At 55.9% G+C, this 24,295-nt stretch carries 23 protein-coding genes; 9 read left to right on the forward strand and 14 right to left on the reverse strand.

Translation table 11 applies throughout. The features are described from left to right. Window positions 1-68: 68 nt before the first annotated feature. Window positions 69-818 (reverse strand): sulfotransferase, encoded by a 750-nt coding sequence (locus SYN9616_RS15805; protein WP_051411037.1) that lies wholly within the window; start codon window positions 816-818, stop codon window positions 69-71. A gap of 61 nt (window positions 819-879) precedes the next feature. On the opposite strand from SYN9616_RS15805, the gene secA reads away from it, so the two are divergent. After that, window positions 880-3,684, forward strand: a complete 2,805-nt coding sequence (gene secA / locus SYN9616_RS0112210; protein ID WP_028953336.1) for a preprotein translocase subunit SecA — start codon at window positions 880-882, stop codon at window positions 3,682-3,684. 14 nt (window positions 3,685-3,698) lie between these two features. Here the strand turns inward: secA and SYN9616_RS0112215 are convergent, their stop codons facing one another. The 6 genes from SYN9616_RS0112215 to SYN9616_RS0112240 all read right to left on the reverse strand — a co-directional run bounded on the left by SYN9616_RS0112215 (window position 3,699) and on the right by SYN9616_RS0112240 (window position 8,562). Then, on the reverse strand, window positions 3,699-4,361 hold the full coding sequence (locus SYN9616_RS0112215) for a glycosyltransferase domain-containing protein (RefSeq protein WP_037991020.1): 663 nt from the start codon (window positions 4,359-4,361) through the stop codon (window positions 3,699-3,701). Window positions 4,362-4,395: 34 nt separating this feature from the next. Then, window positions 4,396-5,109, reverse strand: coding sequence for a glycosyltransferase (locus SYN9616_RS15810; protein WP_198015182.1), 714 nt, complete (start codon window positions 5,107-5,109; stop codon window positions 4,396-4,398). Beyond that, entirely contained in the window at window positions 5,106-5,873 is a 768-nt protein-coding gene (locus SYN9616_RS0112225) for a glycosyltransferase family 2 protein (RefSeq protein ID WP_084218355.1), read from the reverse strand. The genes SYN9616_RS15810 and SYN9616_RS0112225 overlap by 4 nt, the downstream gene beginning before the upstream one ends. Window positions 5,874-5,961: 88 nt before the next feature. Further along, on the reverse strand, window positions 5,962-6,813 hold the full coding sequence (locus SYN9616_RS0112230; RefSeq protein WP_028953339.1) for a sulfotransferase family 2 domain-containing protein: 852 nt from the start codon (window positions 6,811-6,813) through the stop codon (window positions 5,962-5,964). Beyond that, window positions 6,810-7,553 carry a serine O-acetyltransferase gene (gene cysE / locus SYN9616_RS0112235; RefSeq protein ID WP_028953340.1) on the reverse strand — a complete coding sequence of 248 codons (744 nt, stop codon included), beginning with the start codon at window positions 7,551-7,553 and terminating at the stop codon, window positions 6,810-6,812. The genes SYN9616_RS0112230 and cysE overlap by 4 nt, the downstream gene beginning before the upstream one ends. A 10-nt stretch (window positions 7,554-7,563) precedes the next feature. Further along, window positions 7,564-8,562, reverse strand: a complete 999-nt coding sequence (locus SYN9616_RS0112240) for a GntR family transcriptional regulator (RefSeq protein ID WP_028953341.1) — start codon at window positions 8,560-8,562, stop codon at window positions 7,564-7,566. A 79-nt stretch (window positions 8,563-8,641) separates the two neighbouring features. Between SYN9616_RS0112240 and SYN9616_RS0112245 the strand changes: the two genes are divergently transcribed. After that, window positions 8,642-9,412, forward strand: a complete 771-nt coding sequence (locus SYN9616_RS0112245; protein WP_037991022.1) for a dienelactone hydrolase family protein — start codon at window positions 8,642-8,644, stop codon at window positions 9,410-9,412. On the opposite strand, the gene infC is transcribed toward SYN9616_RS0112245, so the two are convergent. Next, window positions 9,409-10,062, reverse strand: a complete 654-nt coding sequence (gene infC, locus SYN9616_RS0112250) for a translation initiation factor IF-3 (protein WP_028953343.1) — start codon at window positions 10,060-10,062, stop codon at window positions 9,409-9,411. The two genes, SYN9616_RS0112245 and infC, sit on opposite strands and share 4 nt — an antisense overlap. A gap of 57 nt (window positions 10,063-10,119) precedes the next feature. Further along, on the reverse strand, window positions 10,120-11,016 hold the full coding sequence (gene miaA / locus SYN9616_RS0112255; protein ID WP_037991023.1) for a tRNA (adenosine(37)-N6)-dimethylallyltransferase MiaA: 897 nt from the start codon (window positions 11,014-11,016) through the stop codon (window positions 10,120-10,122). Between the two features lie 156 nt (window positions 11,017-11,172). Here miaA and gyrB point away from each other — a divergent pair, with 156 nt between their 5' ends. The 4 genes from gyrB to SYN9616_RS0112275 are packed head-to-tail and all read left to right on the forward strand — an operon-like array spanning window position 11,173 to window position 14,242. Then, window positions 11,173-13,140 (forward strand): DNA topoisomerase (ATP-hydrolyzing) subunit B, encoded by a 1,968-nt coding sequence (gyrB, locus tag SYN9616_RS0112260; RefSeq protein WP_028953345.1) that lies wholly within the window; start codon window positions 11,173-11,175, stop codon window positions 13,138-13,140. Further along, window positions 13,140-13,478, forward strand: coding sequence for a hypothetical protein (locus tag SYN9616_RS0112265; protein WP_051411040.1), 339 nt, complete (start codon window positions 13,140-13,142; stop codon window positions 13,476-13,478). The genes gyrB and SYN9616_RS0112265 overlap by 1 nt, the downstream gene beginning before the upstream one ends. After that, on the forward strand, window positions 13,459-13,851 hold the full coding sequence (locus SYN9616_RS0112270; protein WP_028953347.1) for a CrcB family protein: 393 nt from the start codon (window positions 13,459-13,461) through the stop codon (window positions 13,849-13,851). Before SYN9616_RS0112265 ends, SYN9616_RS0112270 begins: the two co-directional genes overlap by 20 nt. Then, window positions 13,844-14,242 (forward strand): CrcB family protein, encoded by a 399-nt coding sequence (locus SYN9616_RS0112275; RefSeq protein ID WP_028953348.1) that lies wholly within the window; start codon window positions 13,844-13,846, stop codon window positions 14,240-14,242. Before SYN9616_RS0112270 ends, SYN9616_RS0112275 begins: the two co-directional genes overlap by 8 nt. Here SYN9616_RS0112275 and SYN9616_RS0112280 read toward each other — a convergent pair. Beyond that, window positions 14,208-14,687: a glutathione peroxidase gene (locus tag SYN9616_RS0112280; protein ID WP_028953349.1), complete on the reverse strand. Its 480-nt coding sequence runs from the start codon at window positions 14,685-14,687 to the stop codon at window positions 14,208-14,210. The two genes, SYN9616_RS0112275 and SYN9616_RS0112280, sit on opposite strands and share 35 nt — an antisense overlap. 72 nt (window positions 14,688-14,759) lie before the next feature. Between SYN9616_RS0112280 and mgtE the strand changes: the two genes are divergently transcribed. The 3 genes from mgtE to SYN9616_RS17450 are packed head-to-tail and all read left to right on the forward strand — an operon-like array spanning window position 14,760 to window position 18,009. Further along, window positions 14,760-16,217 carry a magnesium transporter gene (mgtE, locus tag SYN9616_RS0112285; RefSeq protein WP_028953350.1) on the forward strand — a complete coding sequence of 486 codons (1,458 nt, stop codon included), beginning with the start codon at window positions 14,760-14,762 and terminating at the stop codon, window positions 16,215-16,217. Window positions 16,218-16,269: 52 nt separating this feature from the next. After that, window positions 16,270-17,274, forward strand: coding sequence for an RpoD/SigA family RNA polymerase sigma factor (locus SYN9616_RS0112290; protein ID WP_028953351.1), 1,005 nt, complete (start codon window positions 16,270-16,272; stop codon window positions 17,272-17,274). Between the two features lie 36 nt (window positions 17,275-17,310). Further along, window positions 17,311-18,009, forward strand: a complete 699-nt coding sequence (locus tag SYN9616_RS17450) for a sulfotransferase family 2 domain-containing protein (protein ID WP_156918810.1) — start codon at window positions 17,311-17,313, stop codon at window positions 18,007-18,009. Between the two features lie 105 nt (window positions 18,010-18,114). Here the strand turns inward: SYN9616_RS17450 and SYN9616_RS17455 are convergent, their stop codons facing one another. Genes SYN9616_RS17455 through SYN9616_RS15815 form a run of 4 tightly spaced genes read right to left on the reverse strand, consistent with a single transcriptional unit; the run spans window position 18,115 to window position 24,207 of the window. Then, on the reverse strand, window positions 18,115-18,789 hold the full coding sequence (locus SYN9616_RS17455; protein WP_156918811.1) for a cyclopropane-fatty-acyl-phospholipid synthase family protein: 675 nt from the start codon (window positions 18,787-18,789) through the stop codon (window positions 18,115-18,117). Window positions 18,790-18,803: 14 nt separating this feature from the next. Next, window positions 18,804-19,727, reverse strand: coding sequence for an alpha/beta fold hydrolase (locus tag SYN9616_RS0112300; protein ID WP_028953353.1), 924 nt, complete (start codon window positions 19,725-19,727; stop codon window positions 18,804-18,806). Beyond that, on the reverse strand, window positions 19,724-23,035 hold the full coding sequence (locus SYN9616_RS0112305; protein ID WP_028953354.1) for an efflux RND transporter permease subunit: 3,312 nt from the start codon (window positions 23,033-23,035) through the stop codon (window positions 19,724-19,726). The genes SYN9616_RS0112300 and SYN9616_RS0112305 overlap by 4 nt, the downstream gene beginning before the upstream one ends. Window positions 23,036-23,040: 5 nt before the next feature. After that, on the reverse strand, window positions 23,041-24,207 hold the full coding sequence (locus SYN9616_RS15815; protein ID WP_051411041.1) for an efflux RND transporter periplasmic adaptor subunit: 1,167 nt from the start codon (window positions 24,205-24,207) through the stop codon (window positions 23,041-23,043). Window positions 24,208-24,295 lie beyond the last annotated feature (88 nt).

Raw genomic sequence — 24,295 nt, forward strand, 5'->3', positions numbered from 1 at the left:
AATAATTCATTGTATTTATAGGCCTGTCTGGCGATTTTTAATGTTTTAAAGCATGCCGTTTGCTGAAACTATTTCAATTTGTTTGCCCAATCCCAGCCAAATCCATAGCGTTTTTGTACGCCAATGGCAGTGGCTAACAATTTTTTTCGTAGAATATCACGTAATAACTGATCAATAGTTTTTCCCTCCGGCTCGCCCGCATTCGCCTTTGCCATGTTTGTTTGATACTTCTGAGGCTGTAATTCGAGGAAGCTCTGCAAGTTATCCCAACTACCACTGGGGTCCTCAAAGAATGTCTCGCTTTTCATGACCAACAACTGTTCAGAGGGGAACAGTGCCTCGTATCGATCTAGTTGCTCGAGATAAAGACTGCGACTTAGATAGCTGTGTTTTTGCAGACTATAGGGATCTTTTGTTGCTAGCCGTTTACACTCAGCCTTTAACGCATCTGCAGGCTCCAACCTCTCAAACCCCCGTTTGCGGGCATGGAATACCTGAGAGAGTGCCCTTTCCACTGGGTCCCTGAGCAAAACGATCAGCTTCACGTTTGGTAGCAATGCTTTGATTCTCCTCGGCGCCTCGGGGTGGTACAGATAAAATGGGGTGATTTCCCCACAGTGTTGATCTTTACCAGCTTTATCGAAGTGGTGTGCGTACCACTCGACTGGTCGCTTGTGATTTAGATCGAAATAATGCACTTCCTTGCATGCAGGCAAAAACACCTGTGGGTGTGATGCCAGCAGCTGATGCAGCGTGGTGGTTCCGCCCTTCTGGGTGCCAAGGCCGAGGAAGTGGGGAAGATGGCTTTTCTCGGTCATGCGCGTTCGGGTGAAACGGCCTCAGTAGGCTGCCATCACGATTTTGGTAGTTGCCGTCACCATGCTCAAGCTCCTGCTGGGTGATCCCAATGCCCGCAAGCTGAAGCGCTACCAGCCGATTGTGACTGATGTCAACGTCCTGGAAGAGGACATTGCACCCCTCAGCGACGACGATCTGCGCTCAAGAACACTTGGGTTCCGGGAGCGGTTGGCAAATGCAGGCACCTTGGAGAACCAGCGTCCTGTGCTGGACGAGATCCTCCCTGAGGCCTTCGCCATTGTTCGGGAAGCCGGCAAGAGGGTGCTGGGCATGCGCCATTTCGACGTTCAGTTGATCGGCGGCATGGTGCTGCACGAGGGCCAGATCGCTGAGATGAAAACCGGCGAAGGAAAAACGCTGGTGGCCACCTTGCCGAGTTTTCTGAATGCCCTGACGGGGCGAGGCGTTCACGTGGTGACGGTGAACGACTATCTGGCACGTCGTGATGCCGAGTGGATGGGGCAGGTCCACCGTTTTCTCGGCCTGTCTGTCGGTCTCATCCAGCAGGATATGCGTCCTGAGGAGCGCCGCCGCAACTACGGCTGTGACATCACCTATGCCACCAACTCAGAGCTGGGGTTCGATTACCTGCGGGACAATATGGCTGCCAGTATTTCGGAGGTGGTGCAGCGTCAGTTCCAGTACTGCGTGATCGACGAGGTCGATTCGATCCTGATCGATGAGGCCCGTACGCCGCTGATTATCTCTGGACAGGTGGAGCGTCCCCAGGAGAAGTATCAGCAGGCTTCCCAGGTCGCCGAGGCTCTCGAGCGCTCCGCGGAGATGGGCAAGGACGGGATTGACCCGGAGGGTGATTACGAGGTGGATGAGAAGCAACGCAGCTGCACACTCACCGATGAGGGTTACGCCAAGGCCGAGCAGATGCTTGGAGTGCAGGATCTGTTCGATCCTCAGGACCCATGGGCGCACTACATCACCAATGCACTCAAGGCGAAGGAGCTGTTCACGAAGGATGTGAACTACATCGTTCGCGATGGCGAGGCCGTGATTGTGGATGAATTCACCGGTCGGGTGATGCCCGGGCGCCGATGGAGTGATGGTCAGCACCAGGCGATCGAGGCCAAGGAAGCCTTGCCGATTCAGCCGGAAACCCAGACCCTCGCCTCCATCACGTATCAGAACTTCTTCCTGCTCTATCCACGTCTGGCCGGTATGACCGGCACCGCCAAGACGGAGGAAGTGGAGTTCGAGAAGACTTACAAACTGCAAACCACGATCGTTCCCACCAACCGCGTGCGGGCGCGCCAGGACTGGGCCGATCAGGTTTATAAAACCGAAACGGCCAAGTGGCGCGCGGTAGCCAGTGAAACCGCTGAGATTCACAAGAAGGGTCGGCCCGTTTTGGTGGGGACCACGTCTGTTGAAAAAAGTGAGCTGCTCAGTTCGCTCTTGGCTGAGCAGGACGTCCCCCACAATCTGCTCAACGCTAAGCCCGAGAACGTCGAGAGGGAGTCGGAGATCGTTGCCCAGGCCGGCCGAGCTGGTGCAGTGACCATCGCCACCAACATGGCTGGGCGTGGCACCGACATCATTCTCGGTGGCAACAGCGATTACATGGCTCGTCTCAAGCTGCGGGAAGTGTTGCTCCCTCGTCTGGTTCTCCCGGAAGAGGGCCACAAGCCGCCTGTTCCGCTGCAACGCAGCGCCGCTGCCGGTTTTGCAGACGCCCCAGCAGCGATCGCCCCAGCCCGTGTCAGCGACAGTCTTTTCCCCTGTCAGCTGGCGGATGACACCGATCAGGCCCTGGGTGCGCTGGCGCGCGATCTGGTGAAGGCCTGGGGAGATCGAGCGCTTTCGGTAATTGAACTGGAAGAGCGCATCGCCACTGCCGCTGAGAAAGCGCCCACCCAGGATGCAGAGATCCAGGCCCTGAGAGAGGCGATCGCCCGGGTGAAAGCGGAATACGACGCTGTGGTCAAACAGGAGGAGGAACGGGTGCGTGAGGCAGGTGGCCTGCATGTGATCGGCACCGAACGGCATGAATCCCGCAGGGTCGATAACCAGCTGCGGGGCCGGGCCGGGCGTCAGGGTGATCCTGGGTCGACCCGATTCTTCCTGTCGCTAGGCGACAACCTCTTGCGAATTTTCGGGGGAGATCGCGTCGCCGGTTTGATGAATGCTTTCCGGGTGGAGGAGGACATGCCAATCGAGTCCGGCATGTTGACGCGCTCCCTGGAAGGGGCTCAGAAAAAGGTTGAGACGTACTACTACGACATCCGCAAACAGGTGTTCGAGTACGACGAGGTGATGAACAATCAGCGCCGGGCGGTCTACTCAGAGCGGCGCCGGGTGCTGGACGGCAGAGCCTTGAAAAAACAGGTGATCGGTTATGGCGAACGCACGATGAATGAGATCGTGGAGGCCTATGTGAATCCCGATCTGCCTCCGGAGGAATGGGATCTCGATCAGCTGGTGGGCAAGGTGAAGGAGTTCATATATCTGCTGGACGATCTCAACTCTGATCAGGTGCATGGGCTCGGCATCGAGGAGCTGAAGGCATTCCTGCAGGAACAGTTGCGCAATGCCTACGACCTCAAGGAGGGCCAGATCGAACAGCAGCGCCCCGGCCTGATGCGTGAAGCGGAGCGTTTCTTCATCCTTCAACAGATCGATACGCTTTGGCGTGAACATCTGCAGGCCATGGATGCCTTGCGCGAGTCGGTGGGTTTGCGCGGTTACGGCCAGAAAGACCCGTTGATTGAGTATAAAAACGAGGGTTACGATATGTTCCTGGAAATGATGACCAACATGCGCCGAAATGTGATCTATTCGATGTTTATGTTCCAGCCATCCACGTCAAAATAGTTTTTTAAATATTACTATCTTCTAGGCAGTTGCTCTCTCGATTTCCAATCCCATTTGAACATATGATTGTTGGCGACGCTTCCGGAAAATAGTGAATATTTTAATTTTGATTTTGTCAAGACGTAGGGGAATGAGAGTTGATCTTTTATCGTGAATATACAATTCTGAAGAAACCATTCTTGCATCAAGTAGCGCGCTGAGTAGTGATATGCAAAAAAGGTCATCTGAAAAAGTGCATTGTCGTTAAAATTTGAGTCTGCAAGGTAGCTATTGATTTGTTGATTGATCGGTTCGCCCTTAAAACGTTCATAGAAGTAGGGTAGATCAGGTCTGGTTTTTCGAGTAATAACTTGAGCTTCTTCTTCAATGGTGTGGAGCGATGGATGCTTGAACAAACATAATGGTGCCCCTTGAGATGTTTTAAGGACTTCTTCCGGCAAGTCGCTCTGTGGATTGATTCTGATAGATGAATCCATCCAGATATACCAGTCGGCTTTGTGAAAGCGCCATTCGAGCATTTTGGGTATTTTTGATTTCAACCTTGTATGCATGGCCATCTCTCTGCTATGCGTATTGTTGTCATCATAATATTTGAAGGAAAAATTATGTTTAGATTGAGGTGTGATGTCCCAAGGTTTTTTTGAGCCGAAATGGGCAGATACAATACGAAACTTCATGCATTCCTTGTATAAAATTTGAAGATTTTAAAAGTCATAACAATGTTTGATTGTGGTCAAGTTCCCATTTTTTGAATGAAGCGTCGTAGTCGGGTCGAGGCTGGACCCCATCTGGAACAGCTTCTCCCAACTGTCGGTACAGCCCCTCCTTGCTGCAGCGGTAGAACACCGAGCCCTGGTTCAGATGCTGACGGGGCAGCCCGGAGGCTTTGATGTGGTGCAGCATGATTCTGTCGCCGATCAGGTGGCCGTACTCCGGCATCAGCACCCAGTGGTGCAGCAGCGGAAAGGCTGCGCGGCCGAACACCAAGGCGTTGGTATCCACGAACTGCTCCGGATCGGTTATGGGGCAGGGGCCCATCACGCTTCCATCCAGGCGGCACAGGGTGCGACTGGTGGAGACCACCGCAGCACCTGATTGTTCCATCGCTGCCAGGGCGCTTGCAATGTGGTTCGGGGCGTACCAGTTATCGGCATCGAGAAAGGTCACCACGTCCACGCCAAGGCCTATGGCGTGATAACTGCCGATAAGACGCGGTGTGGAGCCGATGTCGCCATGGCTGCGCGGCAGTCGCACATGTTCGGCGCTCCACTGGTTGATCCGAGGTCGGGGATGGCCGTCGGCCACCAGTACATGCAGGCAGGGAATGGTCTGGCTCAGCACGCTCTGGTGGCACTGGTCCAGTACGGCCAGAGGCTCTTTGTAGTACGGCGTGATCACTGCGACCCGCGCTTGCAAAGGACTCACCACAAGCGCCACCAGGGGCGGGCTTGCAGGGCTTGCTGAAGACGGGTGTCCTCGATCAGCGCGCCACTGGCCAGCTGGGCAGCCAGGCTTTGCGCATCCGGCCGCAGGCCGTCGTAGTACTGAGGCAGAGTCCCGGCCCGCAGATGGTTGCGGTACAAGCTGCGCCAACTGTGGCCGATGCCTGGATCCAGGCGTTCGTTGCGCTCCAGCGCTTCGGCTCCCTGCCGGATCTTGCGCTCGAACTGCTGGTAGCTGCGGATCGGCAGGTGCAGGATTTCGAGCTCCTCGCTGGCCGGTGCTGGCAGGGGTTTGCCATTAACGCTGGCGCTGTGGTTTCCGTCGCTGATCTCCACCCTGGGGTGGGCGCGGTGGATCACCTTTGGGGGTAGCGGCTCACCAAGGCTGTTGCAGGATTGGCGCTCTCGCAGGGTTTGGCGCTCGTGGAAGGGGCGTTGATCTTCGGCATCCCGAGGCGGCGGCAGGAAGTTGCTGCGATCAACGCTGATCGCCTTTATTTCCTCGGGGATCGCCATCAATGTGGCCTGAAGGGATCCCCTCATTGGGTACCAGAATTCATCGGCATCGCCGTTGATCACCCAGTTGGCGTTGAACTCTCGGGCGGCCATACGTGCCATGCGGGTCACCCAGACGGCCTGGTCGTGGGTGTGGTCAGGCTCCTGCAGCAGCCGCAGGCGACCGCGCTGTTCATACCGCTGCAGGATCTCCAGGCTGCCGTCCACCGAACCGTTGTCGGTGGCGATGATCGATCGACCCCCTTATCGAAGTGGAAGCGCAGCGTGCTCTCGAGGATGTCTGCCTCATCTCGGCAGAGCAGGGTGAGAACCACGGTCATCACCGACCTCCTCTGCGTCGCGTGGCCGTCAGCACCCGATCGTGTCTGGTGCTGCTGCGGCCGTAGTACCAGCGCATCTGGGGCGTCAGGCTGGTCAGCGGCAGTGCATGGGACTCGCTGATCGCCTGACAGGCCTGCATGCGCTCCCCCAGTTCTGAATCTGTGAAGGCTGCCGGTGTGCGGTCGAAGCCGAAGGTGCGGAAGTCATCGCGATGCAGCAGGTGGGCCATGGCCCGGAGATCAGGGTCCTGAGTCAGTTCGACTAGATCAGCGGCCGGCCGGCGTCCCTCCCCAGCAGCAATGCGTTCCAGTTGGCCCTTGAGGCTGGTGGGCAGGTTCAGATTTGCGTTGAGCTCAGCAACGCTGTTGGCCAGTTGATCGCAGTGCAATAGGTGATCCACCATCGCCGCTTCGCCGTAGTGGGTGAACCAGGTGATTGGGAAGCCGTGCACATAGCGCAGATCGTGGGCCTCCAGCGCATCGGGAAGCCGGCGTAGGTAAGCCAGCAGTTGCTCCCGGCTGGGGGGGTGGCTGCGTACCTGCATCTCGGTGTTGCGGCTCTTCTGGCGCAGGTATTCACGGCAGGCCGAGGCCAGACGCTCATAGGGGTGACGGATGCAGGCGATCACCCGGTAGCGCTTGAGGAAGCGCCACTCCGGGAAATGACGCAGATCCATCAAGGGAAGGTGGGCGAGATCCACCTGGCGTTGCAGAACCTGGCTGAAGCTGAAATCGAACAGGCTCACCACATCCCGTCCCTCGGCAGCCTCGAGAAACGCCTGCCGCAGGTTGGTTCCAGCACATTTCGGAACGTGCAGGAACACCAGCCTCAGGCTGTGGTCAATGATCATTCCGTGTCGCCTAGGAATTGCAGAATTTCTCGATCTTTCAGGCTTTGAGATTCTCCGGCGCAGACATCGCGCAGCTGCCGTCCAGCTGCCACTTCCTTCAGGCAACGCTGCAAATTGATCACCGTGTTTTCCAGATCATCAATGCGTTGCATCAGATTGCGGATCACATTGGCTTCCGCATCCGGCAGTGCCGAGTGGGCCAGGGGATTGATGCGTACGCCGCTCTGATGGATCACGCGGCCGGGGATGCCCACCACGGTGCAATCGGCTTCCACATCGCGCACGACCACGGATCCAGCACCAATGCGTGTGTTGGGTCCCACGTTGATGGCGCCCAGCACCTTGGCTCCTGCTCCCACGACGACGTTTTCCGCGAGGGTTGGGTGTCGCTTGCCTGATTCCTTGCCCGTTCCGCCCAGAGTGACTCCCTGATACAGCAGGCAGCGGTGACCGATTTCCGCGGTTTCACCGATCACCACCCCCATGCCGTGGTCGATAAACACGCTTGTTCCGATCCTGGCTCCTGGGTGGATTTCAATCCCCGTCAGTCCCCTCCCCAGCTGACTGAGGCAGCGAGCCAACAGTTTGAGGGGCAGTCTTGATCTCCACAACCTGTGGCTGAGGCGGTGCAGGCTGATGGCATGGAATCCCGGATAACAAAACAGAATCTCCAGCAAGCCGCGGGCAGCCGGATCACGCTCGCGGATAATCGCCAGATCGGCGCGGAGGTGATCAAGCATCGCGTTGGCGTCAACTAGCAGCCGGGGTTTGCAAACCGATCTCCTTACGGAGTTGCTCAATCGTATCGACGCTGAGGTAGCTCTCAGCGCAATGCACCTGGGGCATCCGCATCAGTTGGGATCGGTTCTGGCGCAGGCTCTGTTCAACCAGGGGCAGACTCGGGCGATCACAGAGGACGTGGCTGGAGGCCCTCAACAAGGCCAGAAGGCGACTGCCAACATCCGGTGTCGCGGTCATCAGCAGCAGTTCATTGCCGCGCATGGAGTGCAGGATCACTTCAGCAGCTCGGAGAATGCCGGGGCTGATGCTCACAAGGCCAACACAGCTGCCCGGCCGCAGCTCCTTGAGCATCGCCAGTTCCTGGCGGAAGTCATTCAGATCCACAGCAACGGCTCTCACGCCATGGGCCTTGGCGAGCTCCTCGACGGGTTGGAGAAAATAGCGACTGGTGACGACGGTTCCATTGCTGGAGCTCTCCAGCACGCTTTCCAGCTCCTCCATCGGCACCACTTCGACAGGAACGTCCAGGCTGGGCTCCAATTCCTCGGCGATCAACATCGACGCTCCGATGTCTTCGCGGGGAGTGCTCACGAGAACCCTGGCTCCACAGCGCAGGCGCCAGTCGATCTCACGGGTGAGCATTTCGCGGGTTTGCTGCAGGGTGCAGCCGGCGTTGAGCAGCCCGTCGACGCATTTACGAACCTCGCGATCAAGATCGGTGACCCCTCGATTCCTGATGTGGGGGGGTGTTCGGATTTCTCGGGGCTTCTGCTGGTCGCGTACATAGATCCCAGAGCCGGCCATCGCTTCCACGACGCCATCGGTTTCCAGTTGGCGATACACCTTGCTGATCGTGTTGCGATGCAGGCCGGTCTGCATCGCCAGCTGACGGGTGCTGGGCAATCGGTGCCCAGGGGGGTAGTGCCGCGCTGCAATCGCGAAGCAGATCTGGTTGTACAGCTGGGTCGACGCCGGAATGTCGCTTTCCTGCTGGATGTGGAATCGCACGCCGGTAGGCCGGGTTGGAATGCGGCCACCCTAAGGAGCGAATCGCCTGGTGACAATTGGTTGGGTGTCCCGTGAACCTGTGACAATTTCCAACTCTCCTCGTGGCAACTGGGTTCAGGTGCTCGGAGGCGATGTTCCACTGCGCAGCTGGTGGGCCGACGTTGACCATCAAAAGCACGTTGACGTATCAAAAAATGTACGGGAACGTGTTGTTCTCGTGCTGCCTGAGGTTTTCGGCGTCAATCTCTGGGTGCGAAGCGTCGCGGAGCGCATCGCCGAGGCTGGTGTTCAGGCTCTTGCGATGCCGTTGTTTGCCCGCACGGCCCCCGCTCTTGATCTTGGTTACGAGCCGGCGGACTTGCTGGAGGGCAGAAGACATAAAGACGCCACTACAGCGGATCAGATCCAGGCGGATGTGGCTTTGGCGATCACCTGGTTGCAGCAGCGTTGTCCCAAGGCGAGCGTCACGGTGGTGGGGTTTTGTTTTGGGGGTCATGCCGCTTTGCTGGCGGCGACCCACCCCCAAGTGGTGTCCACGTTTGATTTTTATGGCGCTGGGGTGAGCCGGATGCGCCCGGGCGGAGGGCCACCGTCGTTGGAGCTCCTGCCTCAGGTCAAGGGTCGTCTCACCTGTCTTTGCGGCACAAGAGATCCGTTGATTCCCGCCGAGGAACGTGCTGCGATCAGAGCCGGCCTGCGTTCAGCGGATCCGAACGGTCATCGTTTTCGTTTCGAGGAGATTGAGGGGGCTGACCACGGATTTATGTGTGAAATGCGCAGCAGTTTCAATTCCAAAGCCTCAAGCCTGGGATGGCAGTTGCTGTTGGAGGACTTCTCTTCTCTTGCTTAGCCGGGTTTGGACGCCAGCTTGGCGGCCGTTGGTCGTGGCGGAGAAGGAATGGTGCGAACAGCCTTGGCAGCAGCCGCTTCTTTTTCTTCCTTCTTCACCAAAGGAGTCTTCCTTGGTGTCAGGAACATGATCATGTTTCGTCCTTCACGCTTTGGAGCTTGCTGAATTTCGGCTTTTTCTTCGAGGTCCTTAGCCATTCGTCTCAGCAATGTTTCAGCCAGGGCGGTGTGCTGAATTTCGCGACCTCGAAAAATCACGGTGCACTTCACCTTGTCGCCGGCTTTGAGGAATCGTTCTGCCTGGCCGATGCGGACGTCGTAGTCGTGTTGATCGATCTTGTATCGCATCTTGACTTCTTTCACTTCTGTCTGATGCGATTTTTTCTTGGCTTCCTTGGCCTTTTTCTCCTGCTCGAATTTGTATTTGCCGTAATCCATGATTCGGCAGACGGGTGGGTCGGCCTTTTCACTCACCAAAACCAGATCGAGTTCGCGCTCCTTTGAGACGTCCAGCGCTTCTTCGCGACTGATCACCCCGAGTTGAGTCCCGTCTGAATCAACGACCCGCAGCTGCGGGTAATTGATGCGCTCATTGATGTTGGGTAACTCCCGGACAGGAGCACGACGGTCAAAGCGGGGACGTGGAGCCATTCAGATGTTGTTTGGGACAGGAGTGGTCGTCTGTGTCAACCCACAGATCCACATCCTTCACCTTAGTTGTCGCTCGATCAGTGTCATCGCTTCCTTTAGAAGGTCTTCGCCAGCCAGCCAGTTGGGGTTGTGCTGGCGCCGAAACCAGGTTCGCTGACGTTTCGCGAATTGCCGTGTGCGCTGGCTGGTGATCTCAATCGCTCGCTGTCTGCTGATCGAACCAGCAAGCGTGTCAAGTGCTTCTCGGTAGCCAATCGTTTGCAGCAGGGGAAGTTGTGCTCCATAGCGATCGGCGAGCCCCTGGGTTTCAGCCAGGAGGCCATGGCCATACATCTCCTGCGTGCGTTGCTGGATCCGCTGTTGAAGCTTGCTGGGATTCAATCCAAGCTCCAGCACGGTCCATGGAGGAGGTGACATCGATATTTGTTCGCTCATGGGTTGCCCGGTTGCGTAAACCACTTCCAGTGCCCTTTGCGTGCGCACCGTGTCGGCTGCCGCAATTGATGTTGCGGCTTTTGGATCCGCCGCTCTCAACAGTGAGTGGCAGATGGACTGGCCCAGTTGCGACAGCTGTTCTCGTAGTAGCGGTTGTGGAGGAACGGCAGGAGGTCTCAGTCCTGCTGTGATCGCCTTGAGGTAAAGGCCGCTTCCCCCGACCAGGAGTGCGATTCCCTGTTGTTTCAACTGTTCATTGATGCTTCGTTCCGCTTCGCTCTTGAATTCCTGAAGCGTGATCGGTTGATCCGGCCGCCGAAGATCCAACAGGTGGTGGGTCACCCGCGCACGTTGGGATGCTGTGGGTTTGGCCGTGCCAATGTTCATGCCGCTGTAGAGCTGTCTCGAGTCCACGTTGTGGATCGGAATGTTCAGCCGTTCGGCGATGTCCAGAGACAGAGCTGTTTTCCCACTGGCTGTGGGCCCCAGGAGCACGATCACCAGGGGTTGGCAGGACATGGGGATCGCTTGAGGGGTGCACCCAGAGTGGGAAGATCTCCGCAGAGGCCTCTGTGTGCCTCCACGGGCCGCCGGTGGTAATCTGAGCCTGCCAGGTCGAGGTTCCAAGGCTTTGAGGCGTCAAAGAACCCTGTCTCCTGGCTTAAGAGCTTCTGAATGAGCGACGCTTCCAAGGTTCAGAACGCCTACGGCGCTGAACAGATTCAGGTTTTGGAGGGCTTGGAGCCCGTCCGCAAGCGTCCGGGGATGTACATCGGTTCCACCGGTCCCCGTGGTTTGCACCATCTCGTCTACGAGGTGGTCGACAATTCTGTCGATGAGGCTCTTGCCGGACACTGCGATGAAATCCTCGTCGTCCTGGGTGAGGACGGCTCAGCTGCCGTTAGTGACAATGGCCGCGGAATCCCCACCGACGTTCACTCGAGAACAGGCAAGAGCGCCCTGGAAACGGTCCTCACGGTCTTGCATGCCGGAGGCAAATTTGGCGCGGGTGGCTACAAGGTGTCCGGCGGGCTGCACGGTGTTGGCGTTTCAGTGGTCAATGCCCTGAGTGAGTGGGTTCAGGTCACCGTTCGGCGCCAGGGCCAGGTACATCGCCAACGGTTTGAGCGGGGCGCGCCAATCGGGACCCTTTTGTCGGAGTCGTTGCCTGCTGGCGAAGAGGAGCGCACCGGTACGACGGTGTGCTTCAAACCCGATTCCGAAATTTTTACGGTCGGGATTGTCTTTGATTACGCCACCCTGTCCGCTCGCTTGCGCGAACTCGCTTATCTCAATGGTGGGGTGCGAATCGTTTTTCGGGACGAACGTGAAGCAGCACGCAATGCAGAGGGAGAGGCCCATGAAGAGATCTATTTTTATGAGGGTGGCATTAAAGAATATGTTTCTTACATGAATTCTGAAAAAGATGCTCTACATCCAGAGATTATTTATGTGAATTCCGAAAAAGATGGTGTTCAGGTTGAGGCTGCCTTGCAGTGGTGTTCAGACGCTTACTCCGACAGCATTCTTGGTTTTGCTAACAACATCCGCACTGTTGATGGAGGAACCCATATTGAAGGGCTTAAAACAGTTCTCACACGCACCTTGAATGCTTTCGCCAAGAAGTTAGGCAAACGCAAGGAGGCCGATTCCAATCTGGCCGGAGAGAATATTCGCGAGGGCCTCACGGCTGTGCTGTCGGTGAAAGTACCCGAACCGGAGTTTGAGGGACAAACCAAAACCAAACTTGGTAACACAGAAGTTCGCGGCATTGTCGACAATCTGGTCGGCGAAGCACTTTGTCAGTTCTTGGAATTTAATCCATCGGTGATTGGCTTGATTCTTGAAAAGGCGATTCAGGCTTTCAATGCAGCAGAGGCGGCTCGACGTGCCCGAGAGCTTGTTCGGAGAAAAAGTGTTCTGGAAAGTTCAACACTTCCCGGCAAACTTGCTGATTGCAGCTCCCGAGATCCATCCGAATCGGAGATCTACATTGTTGAGGGTGATTCTGCTGGTGGTTCTGCCAAGCAGGGCCGCGACCGGCGCTTTCAAGCTATTCTTCCGTTGCGAGGAAAAATTCTCAATATTGAGAAAACAGACGACGCCAAGATTTATAAAAATACTGAGATCCAGGCCTTAATCACTGCCCTTGGCTTGGGGATTAAGGGTGAGGATTTTGATGCAAAAAATCTTCGCTATCACCGCGTCGTGATCATGACGGACGCCGATGTGGATGGAGCTCATATTCGCACTCTGTTGCTTACTTTCTTCTATCGATACCAGAAAGATCTAGTTGCAGGAGGCTACATTTACATTGCCTGCCCGCCTTTGTATAAGGTCGAGCGCGGAAAAAATCACACTTATTGTTATAACGAATCTGATCTCAAAAAAACGCTGGATGGGTTCGGAGAAAAAGCGAATTACACGATCCAGCGCTTCAAGGGTCTTGGCGAAATGATGCCGAAGCAATTGTGGGAAACAACGATGGATCCCTCAACCCGAATGATGAAACGCGTGGAAATTGAGGATGCCCTTGAGGCAGATCGTATTTTCACCATTTTGATGGGCGACAAGGTGGCCCCTCGCCGTGAGTTCATCGAGACCCACAGTGCTGAGCTGGATATGGCAGCCCTTGATATCTGATGGGTGCTGTTCGATTAGGCGGTGTTCGCTTTGAAGGTGTTTTGCGCTGGAGTTGGTTGTTGGGAGTCGCTCTGATGGCTCCCGCGACGTTGCCGGCAGGAGGCGGTGAGATTTGCCAGCCCCAGATCCGACGTCGTTATCAGGGCAGCGGACCATTGCACACCACCCTTGAAGCTGATCTGCACCAGAGTCCTGTGGCAATGGCTCCGGCTTTATGCAGCCTTGCCGCTGGAACTCCCCTGCGCTTGTTGCATCGTTGGTCTGGAGATGACGGACGAGACTGGCTTCATGTTCACGAACTGACAGGGGAGTCTCGTCGTGGCTGGCTCCGGGTCTGATGCCCTTCTGGTAGGTGTTGGCGCCGTGCCAGGTGCCTGGTTGCGTTTGATTTTGGTGAATCGCTGGTCGCCAATTGTCCCCAAGAAGCATTGGGGCACGTTTGCTGTGAATGTGATTGCCTGCTTTGCCCTTGGTCTGGTGTTGTCGCTGATTGAGGCTGTTCCTCAGGACGCCAAAGCTCCTCTGGCATTGCTGATTGCTGTTGGATTTTTCGGGAGTCTCAGCACGTTTTCAACGTTTGTTCTGGAACTATTGGCTGAGCTTCAGGCACGGCGTCCTGCAACGGCAACATTGTTGGCACTGGCATCCATCGTTGTGGGTTTGATGGCTGCTGCAGCCGGCTATGGCCTCGGTTATCTCAACGATGCCTGATTCAAAACCCTCCCTCAATCGAGAGTTGGATGAGTTGCGGCTGGTCGCCATCGGCGCTGTCCCTGGGGCTCTGTTGCGCTGGCAGATCACGAGTCAGATCAATGATCAGAATCTTTTCGTCAACGTTTTTGGCGCAGCCGTTCTCGGTATTCTTGTTGGCCTTCAATCCTCTCCGAAAAGAACGCTGTTGATCGGAGTTGGGTTCTGCGGTTCTCTCACCACGTTCAGCGGCTGGATCTTGGCTGCTCTGCGTTCGCTCGCCGCAGGGGACTGGCGGCAATGCATCACGTTGATTGCCACGACGCTGGTGTTAGGGCTGGCGGCTGGTGCAGTCGGCTTGCTGATCGGTCGATGGCTTAGGCCGCAAGCGCTGCCTCGATCGCGGTTGTGAGTTCGCCATCCTCCGGCGCAATGCCACTTTTAAAGCGAGCAATCACTGTGCCATCACGGCCAACAAGGAATTTCTCGAAATTCCAGGCCACATCACCGGCCGGATCCATCTGATTGAGAGTGGTGAAGGGCTCTGTGGTGTTGCCCATGGCATGTACTTTGTCGAAGAGCTCGAAACTGGCGCCATAAGTGGAGGAGCAGAACGTCTTGATCTCGTCGAGAGTTCCAGGTTCCTGAGCGCCAAAGTCATTGCAGGGGAAACCGAGCACCGTTAAACCTTTGCTTCCGTAGCTGTTCTGCAACTCCTGCAGGCCGGAATACTGCTTGGTGAAGCCGCAACGACTGGCCACATTCACGATTAACAGGACCTGTCCTGCGTAGTCACCCAGGGACTTGCTGCTGCCTTCGGGGGTGGTCACGGTCACGTTGCTGACGCTGATGGCCATGTCCTGAGTCGTCTGTTCTGCGAGAGGTTAACGCCCTGAATCCCCATACACTTGGTCGTCAGCTGAGGTTCGATGGCTGAAAGTTCTGGGGTAGCAACCGGGGTCACCGTTGAGCACCACATGCTCGCTGATGTGGTGACGCGTCAGCTTGAAGCGATGCTGGCCGTCGGCAATTACGACGCTGTCAAAATGTTGCTGGAACCGGTTCAGCCGGTTGATATCGCAGAAGCCATTGCCAATCTGCCAACGACGCTCCAGGCGATTGCTTTTCGTTTGTTGAGCAAGGACGAGGCGATCAGCGTCTATGAATACCTCGGTACGACGACCCAACAGAGCCTGCTCAGCAAGCTGCGGTCCAGCGAGGTGCTTGAGGTAGTCGAGGAGATGTCTCCCGACGATCGGGCTCGCTTGTTCGAGGAACTGCCCGCCAAGGTTGTTCGTCAGCTGCTCAGTGAACTCAGTCCCGATGAGCGCCGCGTCACCTCAGAGCTGCTCGGATTCAGGGCTGAAACCGCAGGTCGTCTGATGACGACTGAGTTTATCGACCTTAAAGAAGATCATCTGGCGCAGGAGGCGCTGGAAATTGTTCGTCGCCGTGCCCGCGATACCGAAACGGTTTACAGCCTTTACGTCACCGATGCTGAACGGCACTTAACCGGAATTCTTTCGCTGCGGGATCTCGTCACCGCTGATCCCGGTACCCGCATTGGGGACGTGATGACGGCTGATGTTCTGAGCGTGCAGACGGATACGGATCAGGAAAAGGTGGCGCGCACCATTCAGCGTTACGACTTTCTGGCGGTTCCCGTTGTTGATCTCGAGCAACGTCTGGTGGGCATCGTCACGGTGGATGACGTGATTGATGTGATTGAGCAGGAAGCCACCCGGGATCTTTACGCGGCTGGTGCTGTTCAAGCAGGTGATGAAGACGATTACTTCTCCAGCAACCTGTTCACGGTGGCGCGCCGTCGGGTGGTTTGGCTTGCAGTGCTTGTGGTGGCCAGCTTCTTCACCTCTGAGGTGATTGCCGCCAATGAAGACGTGCTCCAGAAAGTGGTGTTGCTGGCGGCCTTCATTCCTTTGTTGGGGGGAACCGGCGGCAACGTCGGTGCCCAGAGTTCAACCGTGGTGATCCGAGGCTTAAGCACCCAGAGCATTTCATCCCTTGGTTCTATGAAGGCGGTTGGCCGTGAAGTGATGGCCGGAGCGCTGCTTGGCATTTTGATGATGCTCTTGGTCGTGCCGTTCGCCTGGTGGAGAGGTGAAAGTGCTCTGGTGGGCATCTCTGTTGGGATCAGTCTTTTGGCGATCACGACCCTGGCTGCGACGGCTGGAGCTGCATTCCCTCTTGTGTTCGATCGGATGGGTCTGGACCCTGCCTTGATGTCCACGCCGTTCATCACCACCTGCACGGACGTGGCCGGCACGCTGATTTATCTGAAAACGGCTGAGTGGTTGCTGACCCATCTTCCCCAGCTCCAGCAGGCAGCGAGTATTTCTACCCAATTTCTGGCAGCTTCTGTTTTCTGAGAGCTTGTTTACGTTTCTTAGGAGTACTCTTTACATAACTCAATGAAGCGTCATGGCTCCTGCCACTGCTGTTGCTTCCAAGCCCGCAACGACTACTACCACCCGTTCCGTCAGCGTTGACGTTGACCTGGTTCGCTCTTACTTGCGGGATATCGGACGAGTGCCGCTTCTGACGCATGAGCAGGAAATCACCCTTGGGCGTCAGGTTCAGGACCTGATGGATTTAGAGGCTCTTGAAGGGGAGCTTGAAAGCCGCGATGGGTCATCGCCAACCCGTGATCAGCTGGCCAAGGCAGCGGGATTGTCTTACCTGCAGCTCAAGCGCAAGCTTCAGCATGGTCGCCGCGCCAAAGAGCGCATGGTTGCTGCGAACCTCAGGCTCGTTGTGAGTGTTGCCAAGAAGTACACCAAGCGGAATATGGAACTTCTCGATTTGATTCAGGAGGGAACGATCGGACTGGTTCGCGGTGTTGAAAAATTTGATCCCACTCGTGGCTACAAGTTTTCCACCTACGCCTACTGGTGGATTCGTCAGGGCATCACGCGTGCGATCGCTGAAAAGAGCCGCACGATCCGCCTCCCGATTCACATCACAGAGATGTTGAACAAACTTAAGAAGGGGCAGCGAGAACTCAGTCAGGAATTGGGTCGTACTCCCACAGTCACTGAACTTGCTGAGTTCGTTGAACTTCCTGAGGATGACGTCAAAGACCTGATGTGCCGTGCTCGCCAGCCGGTGAGCTTGGAGATGAAGGTCGGGGATGGTGACGACACCGAATTGCTGGAACTGCTTTCTGGAGATGGTGACCTCCCGAGTGATCAAGTCGAAGAGGATTGCTTGAAAGGTGATTTACGCAACCTGTTGGGACAGTTGCCTCATCTTCAGGAACAGGTCCTGCGTATGCGGTATGGCATGGATGGAGAGGAGCCGATGAGCCTCACGGGGATTGGGCGGATTCTGGGCATGAGCCGTGATCGGGTCCGTAACCTTGAGCGTGATGGTTTGGCTGGTTTGCGTCGGATCAGTGATCAGGTTGAGGCTTACGTGGCGTGCTAGTCGAGTTTTAGACTTCAGTTTTGTTTGGCATGTAATTTGAAGCGCAAACTTCAGTTTGTACACATTGGCAAGTGCGGAGGTTCTACACTTAAAACAGCACTTTATCGTTCAACGGTAATTGCTGAAAAATATTCTTCTTTTTTTGAATCACACATCAATGGTGTGGTTGTTGATCCTAGCTGTGATTATTTTTTTTGTGTACGCAATCCCATAGAAAGGGCTTTTTCGGCTTTTGAATGGCGAAAAAAGCTCGTTCTTGAAGACTTGGCTTCACATCAAATTGATCGCTTCCCCGGAGAGGCAAAAATTCTCAGTAAATATAAAAGCCTTGGTAACATCGCTCGATCTTTGTATCGGCCTAATAACCGGCTTGATCAGGCTGTAGCAAGAGATTTCCGATCCGTGCACCATTTACGAGAGTCGATATCTTTTTACTGCCAACCTTTATTTGGTGTTCTTACTCCTTCCAATCTTTTTGGCGTTGTTTGTCAGGAGACTTTAGTTGAGGATTGCTCCAGGATTTTGGGAATAGACGCATCAGGCATGCGAGAAAGAAGTAACTTATCCAAGAGGCGTATTGATCAGGATCTTGATGCCAAGGCCCTCGGTAATTTAAAGAGATTCCTTGTTGAAGATTATCAATGTCTTGCAGTACTTTGGAGTCTTGGCGCGCTTAGTGATCAACAGTTTTGGCATGTCATGACTTCATCTGCTGATAAGCAAGCTTCAATCTAAAAAATAATAATTATGAGTTTCGATGCAGTCAGATTTTATCAGGGTCTGTTGGCTGGGCTTGTCTGGCAGAATAACCAGACAAGAGCTGTCTTTTCTTATTAATCGTTAGCGAAGAGTTGCTCCCCCTTGGGTGGGATTCCAAATCCAATTTTTGTTAGCTACTCGCACGTTCCGTAGAAATGTGGTCATTGCATCAAAATTCTTGATGGAATTTGTTGCGCACCCAAAAAGATGGATAGGGTAATTTGACTGATCAGGCATTTCTCCAACTTCTATGGCGGTAACGATCTTAAAATATGATTTAATTTGTTGAGCCCACCAGTCTGATGGAGCAACTAAAAAATGTGCATTTCTTTTATCAGATGTTTTTTTTGAGGCAGGAAGTAAGTCAATGCAAAAGAAAAAAAAGGCTGGGTCAAGTGTTTTTATTTCTTTGAGAGTTTCGCCAATGTTTTCTCTGCCAACATGTTCGAGTACGTCAATTGATGTAATGATGTCAAATGGATGATCGGGGAGTTGCGAAAATTCCGTGACTGCAGGATCGTAGCCATAGGCTTTCGCGGGAACTGATGTATCTTCATTGATGGCATTGACAAGTCCTCCTTTTCCGCATCCATGATCAAGAATATGTTGGATCGGTTGGACTTGATGGGCGGCAGCGACGGCTAGTGGAATAGTTAGCTCATGTTTCATTGATCCTTTTGTGTTGTATTCTGATGCTTTTCCAAAAGAAGAATTTTTTTTGTGTAATTCTTTGGAGGCTTCAAGGAAGTTACTCATTATAATTGTGTAGTTTAAACTTGTTTAATCTTACCAAGAAGAAGCTCATTTAGCTTCTGAGGGTTCTCGTCATGGGGGCAGTGTCCAGCTCCTAGGATAACTTCGAGCGAGCGCACGCAGCTGATGTTGTTATTCCAATGTTCTGCTTCCACTAAAGGCTCCCATGGATCCTTCTCGCCCCAGATAAGGTCGACAGATATCTCCAGATCTCTCATTAGGTCCGGAGCCAGCACATCGTCGAAAAGGTTGATGAAGCCGCGAAATGCCTCTGCTGCTCCTTCACGGCGAGTCGGCTCGTAAAGCAATTCCACTAACGTGTCGTCGATGTTGTTGCCGCTGGGGTAGGCCTGTTTCAGCACCTGCCTGATCACGCCAGGCCGTGCGGCATTGCGGAACAGGGCCGTACTTAACCAGCGCTGCCGCACCAAGGTTTTAAGTAGCGGCCTGATCAAAGCCATCCATGCGGGTTGTGTGGCCAGTTGCTTGTCATCCATCAAGCGCTGAGCGCAATCAATCAGCACGACACCTTTGCAGGAGATCTTGCTTGGACCCTCCAGCAGCATCTGAGCTGCTTGCAGGGCCACAACGCCGCCGATCGAATTGCCGACCAGCAAGACGGGTTTTTCGATGACCTCCTTGCAGAAGTCTGCCACCTGCTGGCCCCAGAGATCAAAGCCGTAGTGCACGGCGCCTGGTTCGATCGCTTCATCCTTCAGGCGTGCCCTGGGTTGATCACTGCGGCCGAAGCCCAGCAAATCGATGGCGTAGGTGGGAGCCAGTTTGCCCAGCACAGGTTGGTTGAAGCGCCAGTGGCCCGTGTTCGCTCCGAAGCCATGGATGAGCAGCACCGCCAACTCGGAATCGATTTGGGGCTGGCTCAAAGACCAGCCAACTGTCCAGTCCTGCCACTGCCACAGGAATTGTCTTGCTGGCTTCATGCCCCAGTTGACAGATTGCCGGCTGGCTGATCAGTCGCTGGCTCGTCGAGTGCCGGTCTGCCGCCACCGAACAGCCGGTCTTCCAGGTTCTTCACCAACACATAAAACGGCGGCACCACCCCAAGGGACAACACCGTGGCCACTACCAGTCCGCCAAAGATCACGGTGCCGAGGGACTGCTGGCTGTTGGCTCCAGCGCCGTTGGCCACCACCAAGGGAAGGAAGCCCGCGAGGGCTGCGATGGCCGTCATCAGGATGGGACGCAGCCTGGATTCAGCTGAGGCCACGACCGCCTCGCTGGCGTTCATGCCCTGTTTGAGCTTCTGCTCAGCCACTTCCACGATCAGGATTCCGTTCTTGGCCGCCAGACCGATGAGCGTGACCAGTCCTACCTGGGCATAGATGTTCAGGTCGATTGAGCGAATCGCCAGGAAGGTGAGTGCACCCAACATCGCCAGAGGCACTGTGGCCAGGATGATCACAGGCGTCACATAGCTCTCGTACTGGGCTGACAGCACCAGGTACACGATCAACACGCCAAGGCCGAACACCAGAACGCTGGCGCTGCCGGCTGACAGCTGAAGAGCTGCCAGACCGGTAAAGGCGTAGTCGATGTTGTTGAAGTTGAGCGACTCAAACAGTTTCTGAATCGAACTGAGGGCCTGGCCGCTGCTCTTGCCCGCCGCCGGACCGCCCTGGACCAGGACGGAACGGGACAGGTTGTAGTGGTTGATGGTGGGAGGTGCACTGCTCAGGTCTGCTGTGGCGAACTGAGATACCTGCACCAGCTCACCATCCCTGGACCGGACGTAATAGCCGAGCACGTCTTCGATGGTTTCGCGCTGATCCGGCGCTCCCTGCAAGTAGATGTTGCGGACCTCGCCGGCTTCATAGGTGAGACCGGTGTAATTGCTGCCAGCGAGGGCGGCGATCGTGTCCATCGCTTCCTGATAGTCGACGTTGAGTGCACCCATCACGTCCCGATCGATCGAGAGCCCAACAGCTGGTGAACTTGGATTGAACTGGGAATAGACCTTCTGGAAGTCGCCGCTGGCGTTGGCTTCCTTGATCAGTTCACCCGCCATGTCGGAGAGCTGGTTGAACGAGTAAGCACCGTTGCTGAGGTCGTTGAACTGGAAGTAGAAGCCACCTTGGGGCGAGAAGCCTGGAACCGCCGGCGGCCCGATGGCGACGGCCATGCCATCACTGAGCCCAACCAGTTTTTCGTTGAGGCTTTTGATGATCGCTTCGGCGCTTTGGCTGGCTTGTTTACGTTCGGAGAGCGGCTTCAGGCCGAAGAAGAACAGTCCCTGGTCCGGGCTGGAGCCGTTGAAGCCAGATCCGCTGATGATCGCGGCATTTTCCAGCTCCGGTTCTTCGCCCAGCACCTTGGCGATCGCCGAAGCGAACTCCTTGGTTTCGTTGAGTGAGGCGCCGTTCTGCAACTGGTAGATGCCAAGGCCATACCCCTGGTCTTCGTCAGGGATGAAGGCCGTGGGCAGGGCGCCGAAGGCGAACATCGTGAGGGCGATTCCGGCGGCGAGTCCAGCCAGGATCAGCAGTCGCGCTTTGATCAGGATCTTCAGAAGCGTGGCGTAGAACGACTGAAGCCGCGCGAATCCGGCGTTGAACACCCGGAAGATCAGACCGAGATTGGCGCCGGCCAGGGCACCGACAACCAGGCCGAGGATGTAAGTCCAGGACCCGAAGGAATCGGCACTGAAGTGACCGAAGGCCAGTCCCACGATCACCCCGATCACAATCCATGAGAAGCCGCGCGGCTCCTTGGGTTTCTGCTTGGGCAGGATTAGGCCCGACAGCATCGGCGAAAAGGTGAGGGCGTTGAAGGCTGAAATCGCGATCGAGAAGGCGATCGTGAGCGCGAACTGCTGATAGATGATCCCGATGCCACCGGGATAGAAGGCCACCGGCACGAACACCGCCATCAGCACAAGGGCTGTGGCTAGCAGGGCGCCGAACAGCTCACCCATGCACTCCAGAGCTGCCTCTCGGGGCTTCATGCCTTTCTCGATGTTGCTGGAGACGGCTTCGATCACGACAATCGCGTCGTCCACGACAAGCCCGGTGGCCAGCACCAGGCCCAGCAGGGTGAGCTGGTTGATCGAGAAGCCGAAAACTTTCAGAAACGCAAACGTTCCCACCAGGGAGATCGGAATCGCCAGGCTGGGCACCAACGTGGCGCGCCAGTTCTGCAGGAAGACGAACAGGATGATCAGAACGAGCACGATCGCCAGTCCAAGGGCGTCGATCACGCCATCCACGGATGCTTCGATGAATTCACCGATGTCGTAGATCTGATTCACCGTGACGCCGGGCGGTGCGGTGGAGGCGAACTGCTCCATCTGCTTCACCACGGCATCGGACACGTCCAGGGCATTGCTGCTCGGCGTTTGGAACACCCCGATGGTCAGAGAGGGGTGATTGTTTTTGTCGATCGCCTGAACGGAGTAGGTGTTGGTGCCGTAGCGCACCTCACCTACATCGCTGAGCTTCAACAGATTGCCCGTTGCTGAGCGGTTGAGGATCAGGTTGTTGAAATCGTCGATCGAGGTGAGATTCCCGTTGTTCTCCACCAGGATCGGGTAGGTGTAGGCCTGATTTCCTGCGGCTGGTGGCCCGCCGACAAGGCCTCCGACGGCGATGCTGTTCTGGGCTTGCACGGCCGAGGTCACGTCTTCCGAGGTGAGGCCGTTGGCGGCGAGTTTGTCGGGGTCAACGAACAGCCAGAACGCCGGGTTGGCGCCGCCATACACCGTCACGGTGGCGACGCCATTGATGCGTGAGAGCGGGTAATAGAGCTGGTCGTAGATCAGACCATTGAGATAACCCGCATCAAACTGGCCCTCGCTGGATCCCACTTCGTAGGCGAGCAGAATCGAGGGTGTGCTCTGCTCCACCGACACACCGGTGGCAGAGACCTGTTCCGGCAGCTGTGGCATTGCCAGGGAAACCCGGTTCTGCACATTCACCTGGTCGATATCGATGTCGGTGGTCTGGTCGAAGTAGACGCTGACCGTGCTGTTCCCCAACATGTCGCTGTTGGAGGTGATGTAACTCATCCCCGGAACACCATTGATCTGCTGTTCCAGGGGATTGGTGACCGCCTGTTCGGTGACTTCGGCATTCGCACCGCCGTAGACCGCCGAGACCTGAATCAGGGGGTTGGCGATGTTGGGCAGGTTCGCGATCGGCAGGGTCGGGATGGCGATCACACCCACCAGCACGATCAGGATGCTGCAAACGGTCGTCAGAACCGGGCGCTTGATGAAGTTGTCGGAAAAGGACATCGCGCTCAGTTCGTCGGTTTGGCCGAGGTTGTCGACTTGGCTGAGCTCACCTTCACCGGCATGCCGCTGCGCAGCATCGAGGTGTTGCTGACAGCGATCACGTCACCGGCCTTCAGGCCTGATGTGACGGGATAGACGTTCTTCTGCAGCGTTCCCAGCTCAACTTTGGTCTGCACCACGATCGGGGTGTTGCTGGGCAACTTCTCGAGCTCCTTCTTTGTTTTATCCGGCGTGCTCTTGGAGGCCTTGATTTTGGGCAGGGCCTGACTCAAAGGGATCACCCGATAGACGAAGGGTTGCTCGGCCTGCATCATCACGGCCTGAACGGGAACGGCCAGGCTCGTGGTGTTGCCGGTGACGATCTCCGTCTGCACGTACTGGCCGGCTTTCAAGGCGCCATTGGGGTTGGGAAACTGCGCCTTCACCATCACCGTATTGGGGGCGCTGCCGGCTTCGTCTTCCTGACCGTAGTAAGGCGAGATGAACACCACTACGCCGTTCGCCGTGATCGGTGGCTTGCCCTGGGAGGTCAGCCTGACGGGCTGTCCTTTCTGCACGGTTGTGGCCAGGGATGACGGGATCTCCATCAGGGTCCACAGGTTGGAGTTATCGACGATTCCTGTGATCGTCTGCCCTGTGGTGACGTAATCTCCCACCTTCACCATGTCGAGGTTGCCGATCACCCCATCGATCGGTGAACGCACCACCTTGTAGCCGAGGGTGGCCTCATCGGAGCGGGCTTCATCGCGGGACTGGATCGCTTCGGCGATGTATTTGTCGCGATCCTTGGCGGAGACAGCTCCTTGGTCGTAGAGGTATTCGTAGCGTTGCGCGTTTAAGCGGTCTTTGACCGCTTCCGATCGAGCCGCATCAAGAGCTGCCCGTTCCTGAATGTTGTCCAGCACCAGAATCACCTGGCCGGCCTTCACCGTGTCTCCATCCCTGGCCAGGATCTTCACCACGCGGCCATCAATGGATGGCTTGAGATCCACATTTGCTGTGGCTTCGAGGGGGGCAATCGCTTCCACCACGGGAGCGAAATTGGCATTGCCCACCTTGGTGGTCTGAATCGAGAGGGGGGTCTGCTTCGTCGATTCCTGGCCGCATCCCGCCAGTGCTGCTGCCAGTGCTGCACCAAGAAACCATGTTCGCCGGGCGAATGAGAAGGTCATCCAAGAAGCGCAACACCTCCCGAAATTAACGACGAGAATTGACTTTGCATGGTTCGAGGAGTCTGCGATTCAGCTGCACCAGCTCACC

Origin of the sequence: Synechococcus sp. CC9616, assembly GCF_000515235.1 — a bacterium.
Classification (GTDB): domain Bacteria; phylum Cyanobacteriota; class Cyanobacteriia; order PCC-6307; family Cyanobiaceae; genus Parasynechococcus.

Excerpts from the sequence above, each read along its gene's own strand:
- SYN9616_RS0112305 (WP_028953354.1), bottom strand. The coding sequence starts at position 23,035 with ATGTCCTTTTCCGACAACTTCATCAAGCGCCCGGTTCTGACGACCGTT.
- miaA (WP_037991023.1), bottom strand. The coding sequence starts at position 11,016 with ATGTCCTGCCAACCCCTGGTGATCGTGCTCCTGGGGCCCACAGCCAGT.
- SYN9616_RS17455 (WP_156918811.1), bottom strand. The coding sequence starts at position 18,789 with ATGAGTAACTTCCTTGAAGCCTCCAAAGAATTACACAAAAAAAATTCT.
- SYN9616_RS0112290 (WP_028953351.1), top strand. The coding sequence starts at position 16,270 with ATGGCTCCTGCCACTGCTGTTGCTTCCAAGCCCGCAACGACTACTACC.
- mgtE (WP_028953350.1), top strand. The coding sequence starts at position 14,760 with ATGGCTGAAAGTTCTGGGGTAGCAACCGGGGTCACCGTTGAGCACCAC.
- SYN9616_RS0112215 (WP_037991020.1), bottom strand. The coding sequence starts at position 4,361 with ATGAAGTTTCGTATTGTATCTGCCCATTTCGGCTCAAAAAAACCTTGG.
- secA (WP_028953336.1), top strand. The coding sequence starts at position 880 with ATGCTCAAGCTCCTGCTGGGTGATCCCAATGCCCGCAAGCTGAAGCGC.
- SYN9616_RS0112275 (WP_028953348.1), top strand. The coding sequence starts at position 13,844 with ATGCCTGATTCAAAACCCTCCCTCAATCGAGAGTTGGATGAGTTGCGG.
- SYN9616_RS0112265 (WP_051411040.1), top strand. The coding sequence starts at position 13,140 with ATGGGTGCTGTTCGATTAGGCGGTGTTCGCTTTGAAGGTGTTTTGCGC.
- SYN9616_RS0112300 (WP_028953353.1), bottom strand. The coding sequence starts at position 19,727 with ATGAAGCCAGCAAGACAATTCCTGTGGCAGTGGCAGGACTGGACAGTT.
- gyrB (WP_028953345.1), top strand. The coding sequence starts at position 11,173 with ATGAGCGACGCTTCCAAGGTTCAGAACGCCTACGGCGCTGAACAGATT.
- SYN9616_RS15805 (WP_051411037.1), bottom strand. The coding sequence starts at position 818 with ATGACCGAGAAAAGCCATCTTCCCCACTTCCTCGGCCTTGGCACCCAG.
- SYN9616_RS0112230 (WP_028953339.1), bottom strand. The coding sequence starts at position 6,813 with ATGATCATTGACCACAGCCTGAGGCTGGTGTTCCTGCACGTTCCGAAA.
- infC (WP_028953343.1), bottom strand. The coding sequence starts at position 10,062 with ATGGCTCCACGTCCCCGCTTTGACCGTCGTGCTCCTGTCCGGGAGTTA.
- SYN9616_RS15815 (WP_051411041.1), bottom strand. The coding sequence starts at position 24,207 with ATGACCTTCTCATTCGCCCGGCGAACATGGTTTCTTGGTGCAGCACTG.
- SYN9616_RS0112280 (WP_028953349.1), bottom strand. The coding sequence starts at position 14,687 with ATGGCCATCAGCGTCAGCAACGTGACCGTGACCACCCCCGAAGGCAGC.
- cysE (WP_028953340.1), bottom strand. The coding sequence starts at position 7,553 with ATGCTTGATCACCTCCGCGCCGATCTGGCGATTATCCGCGAGCGTGAT.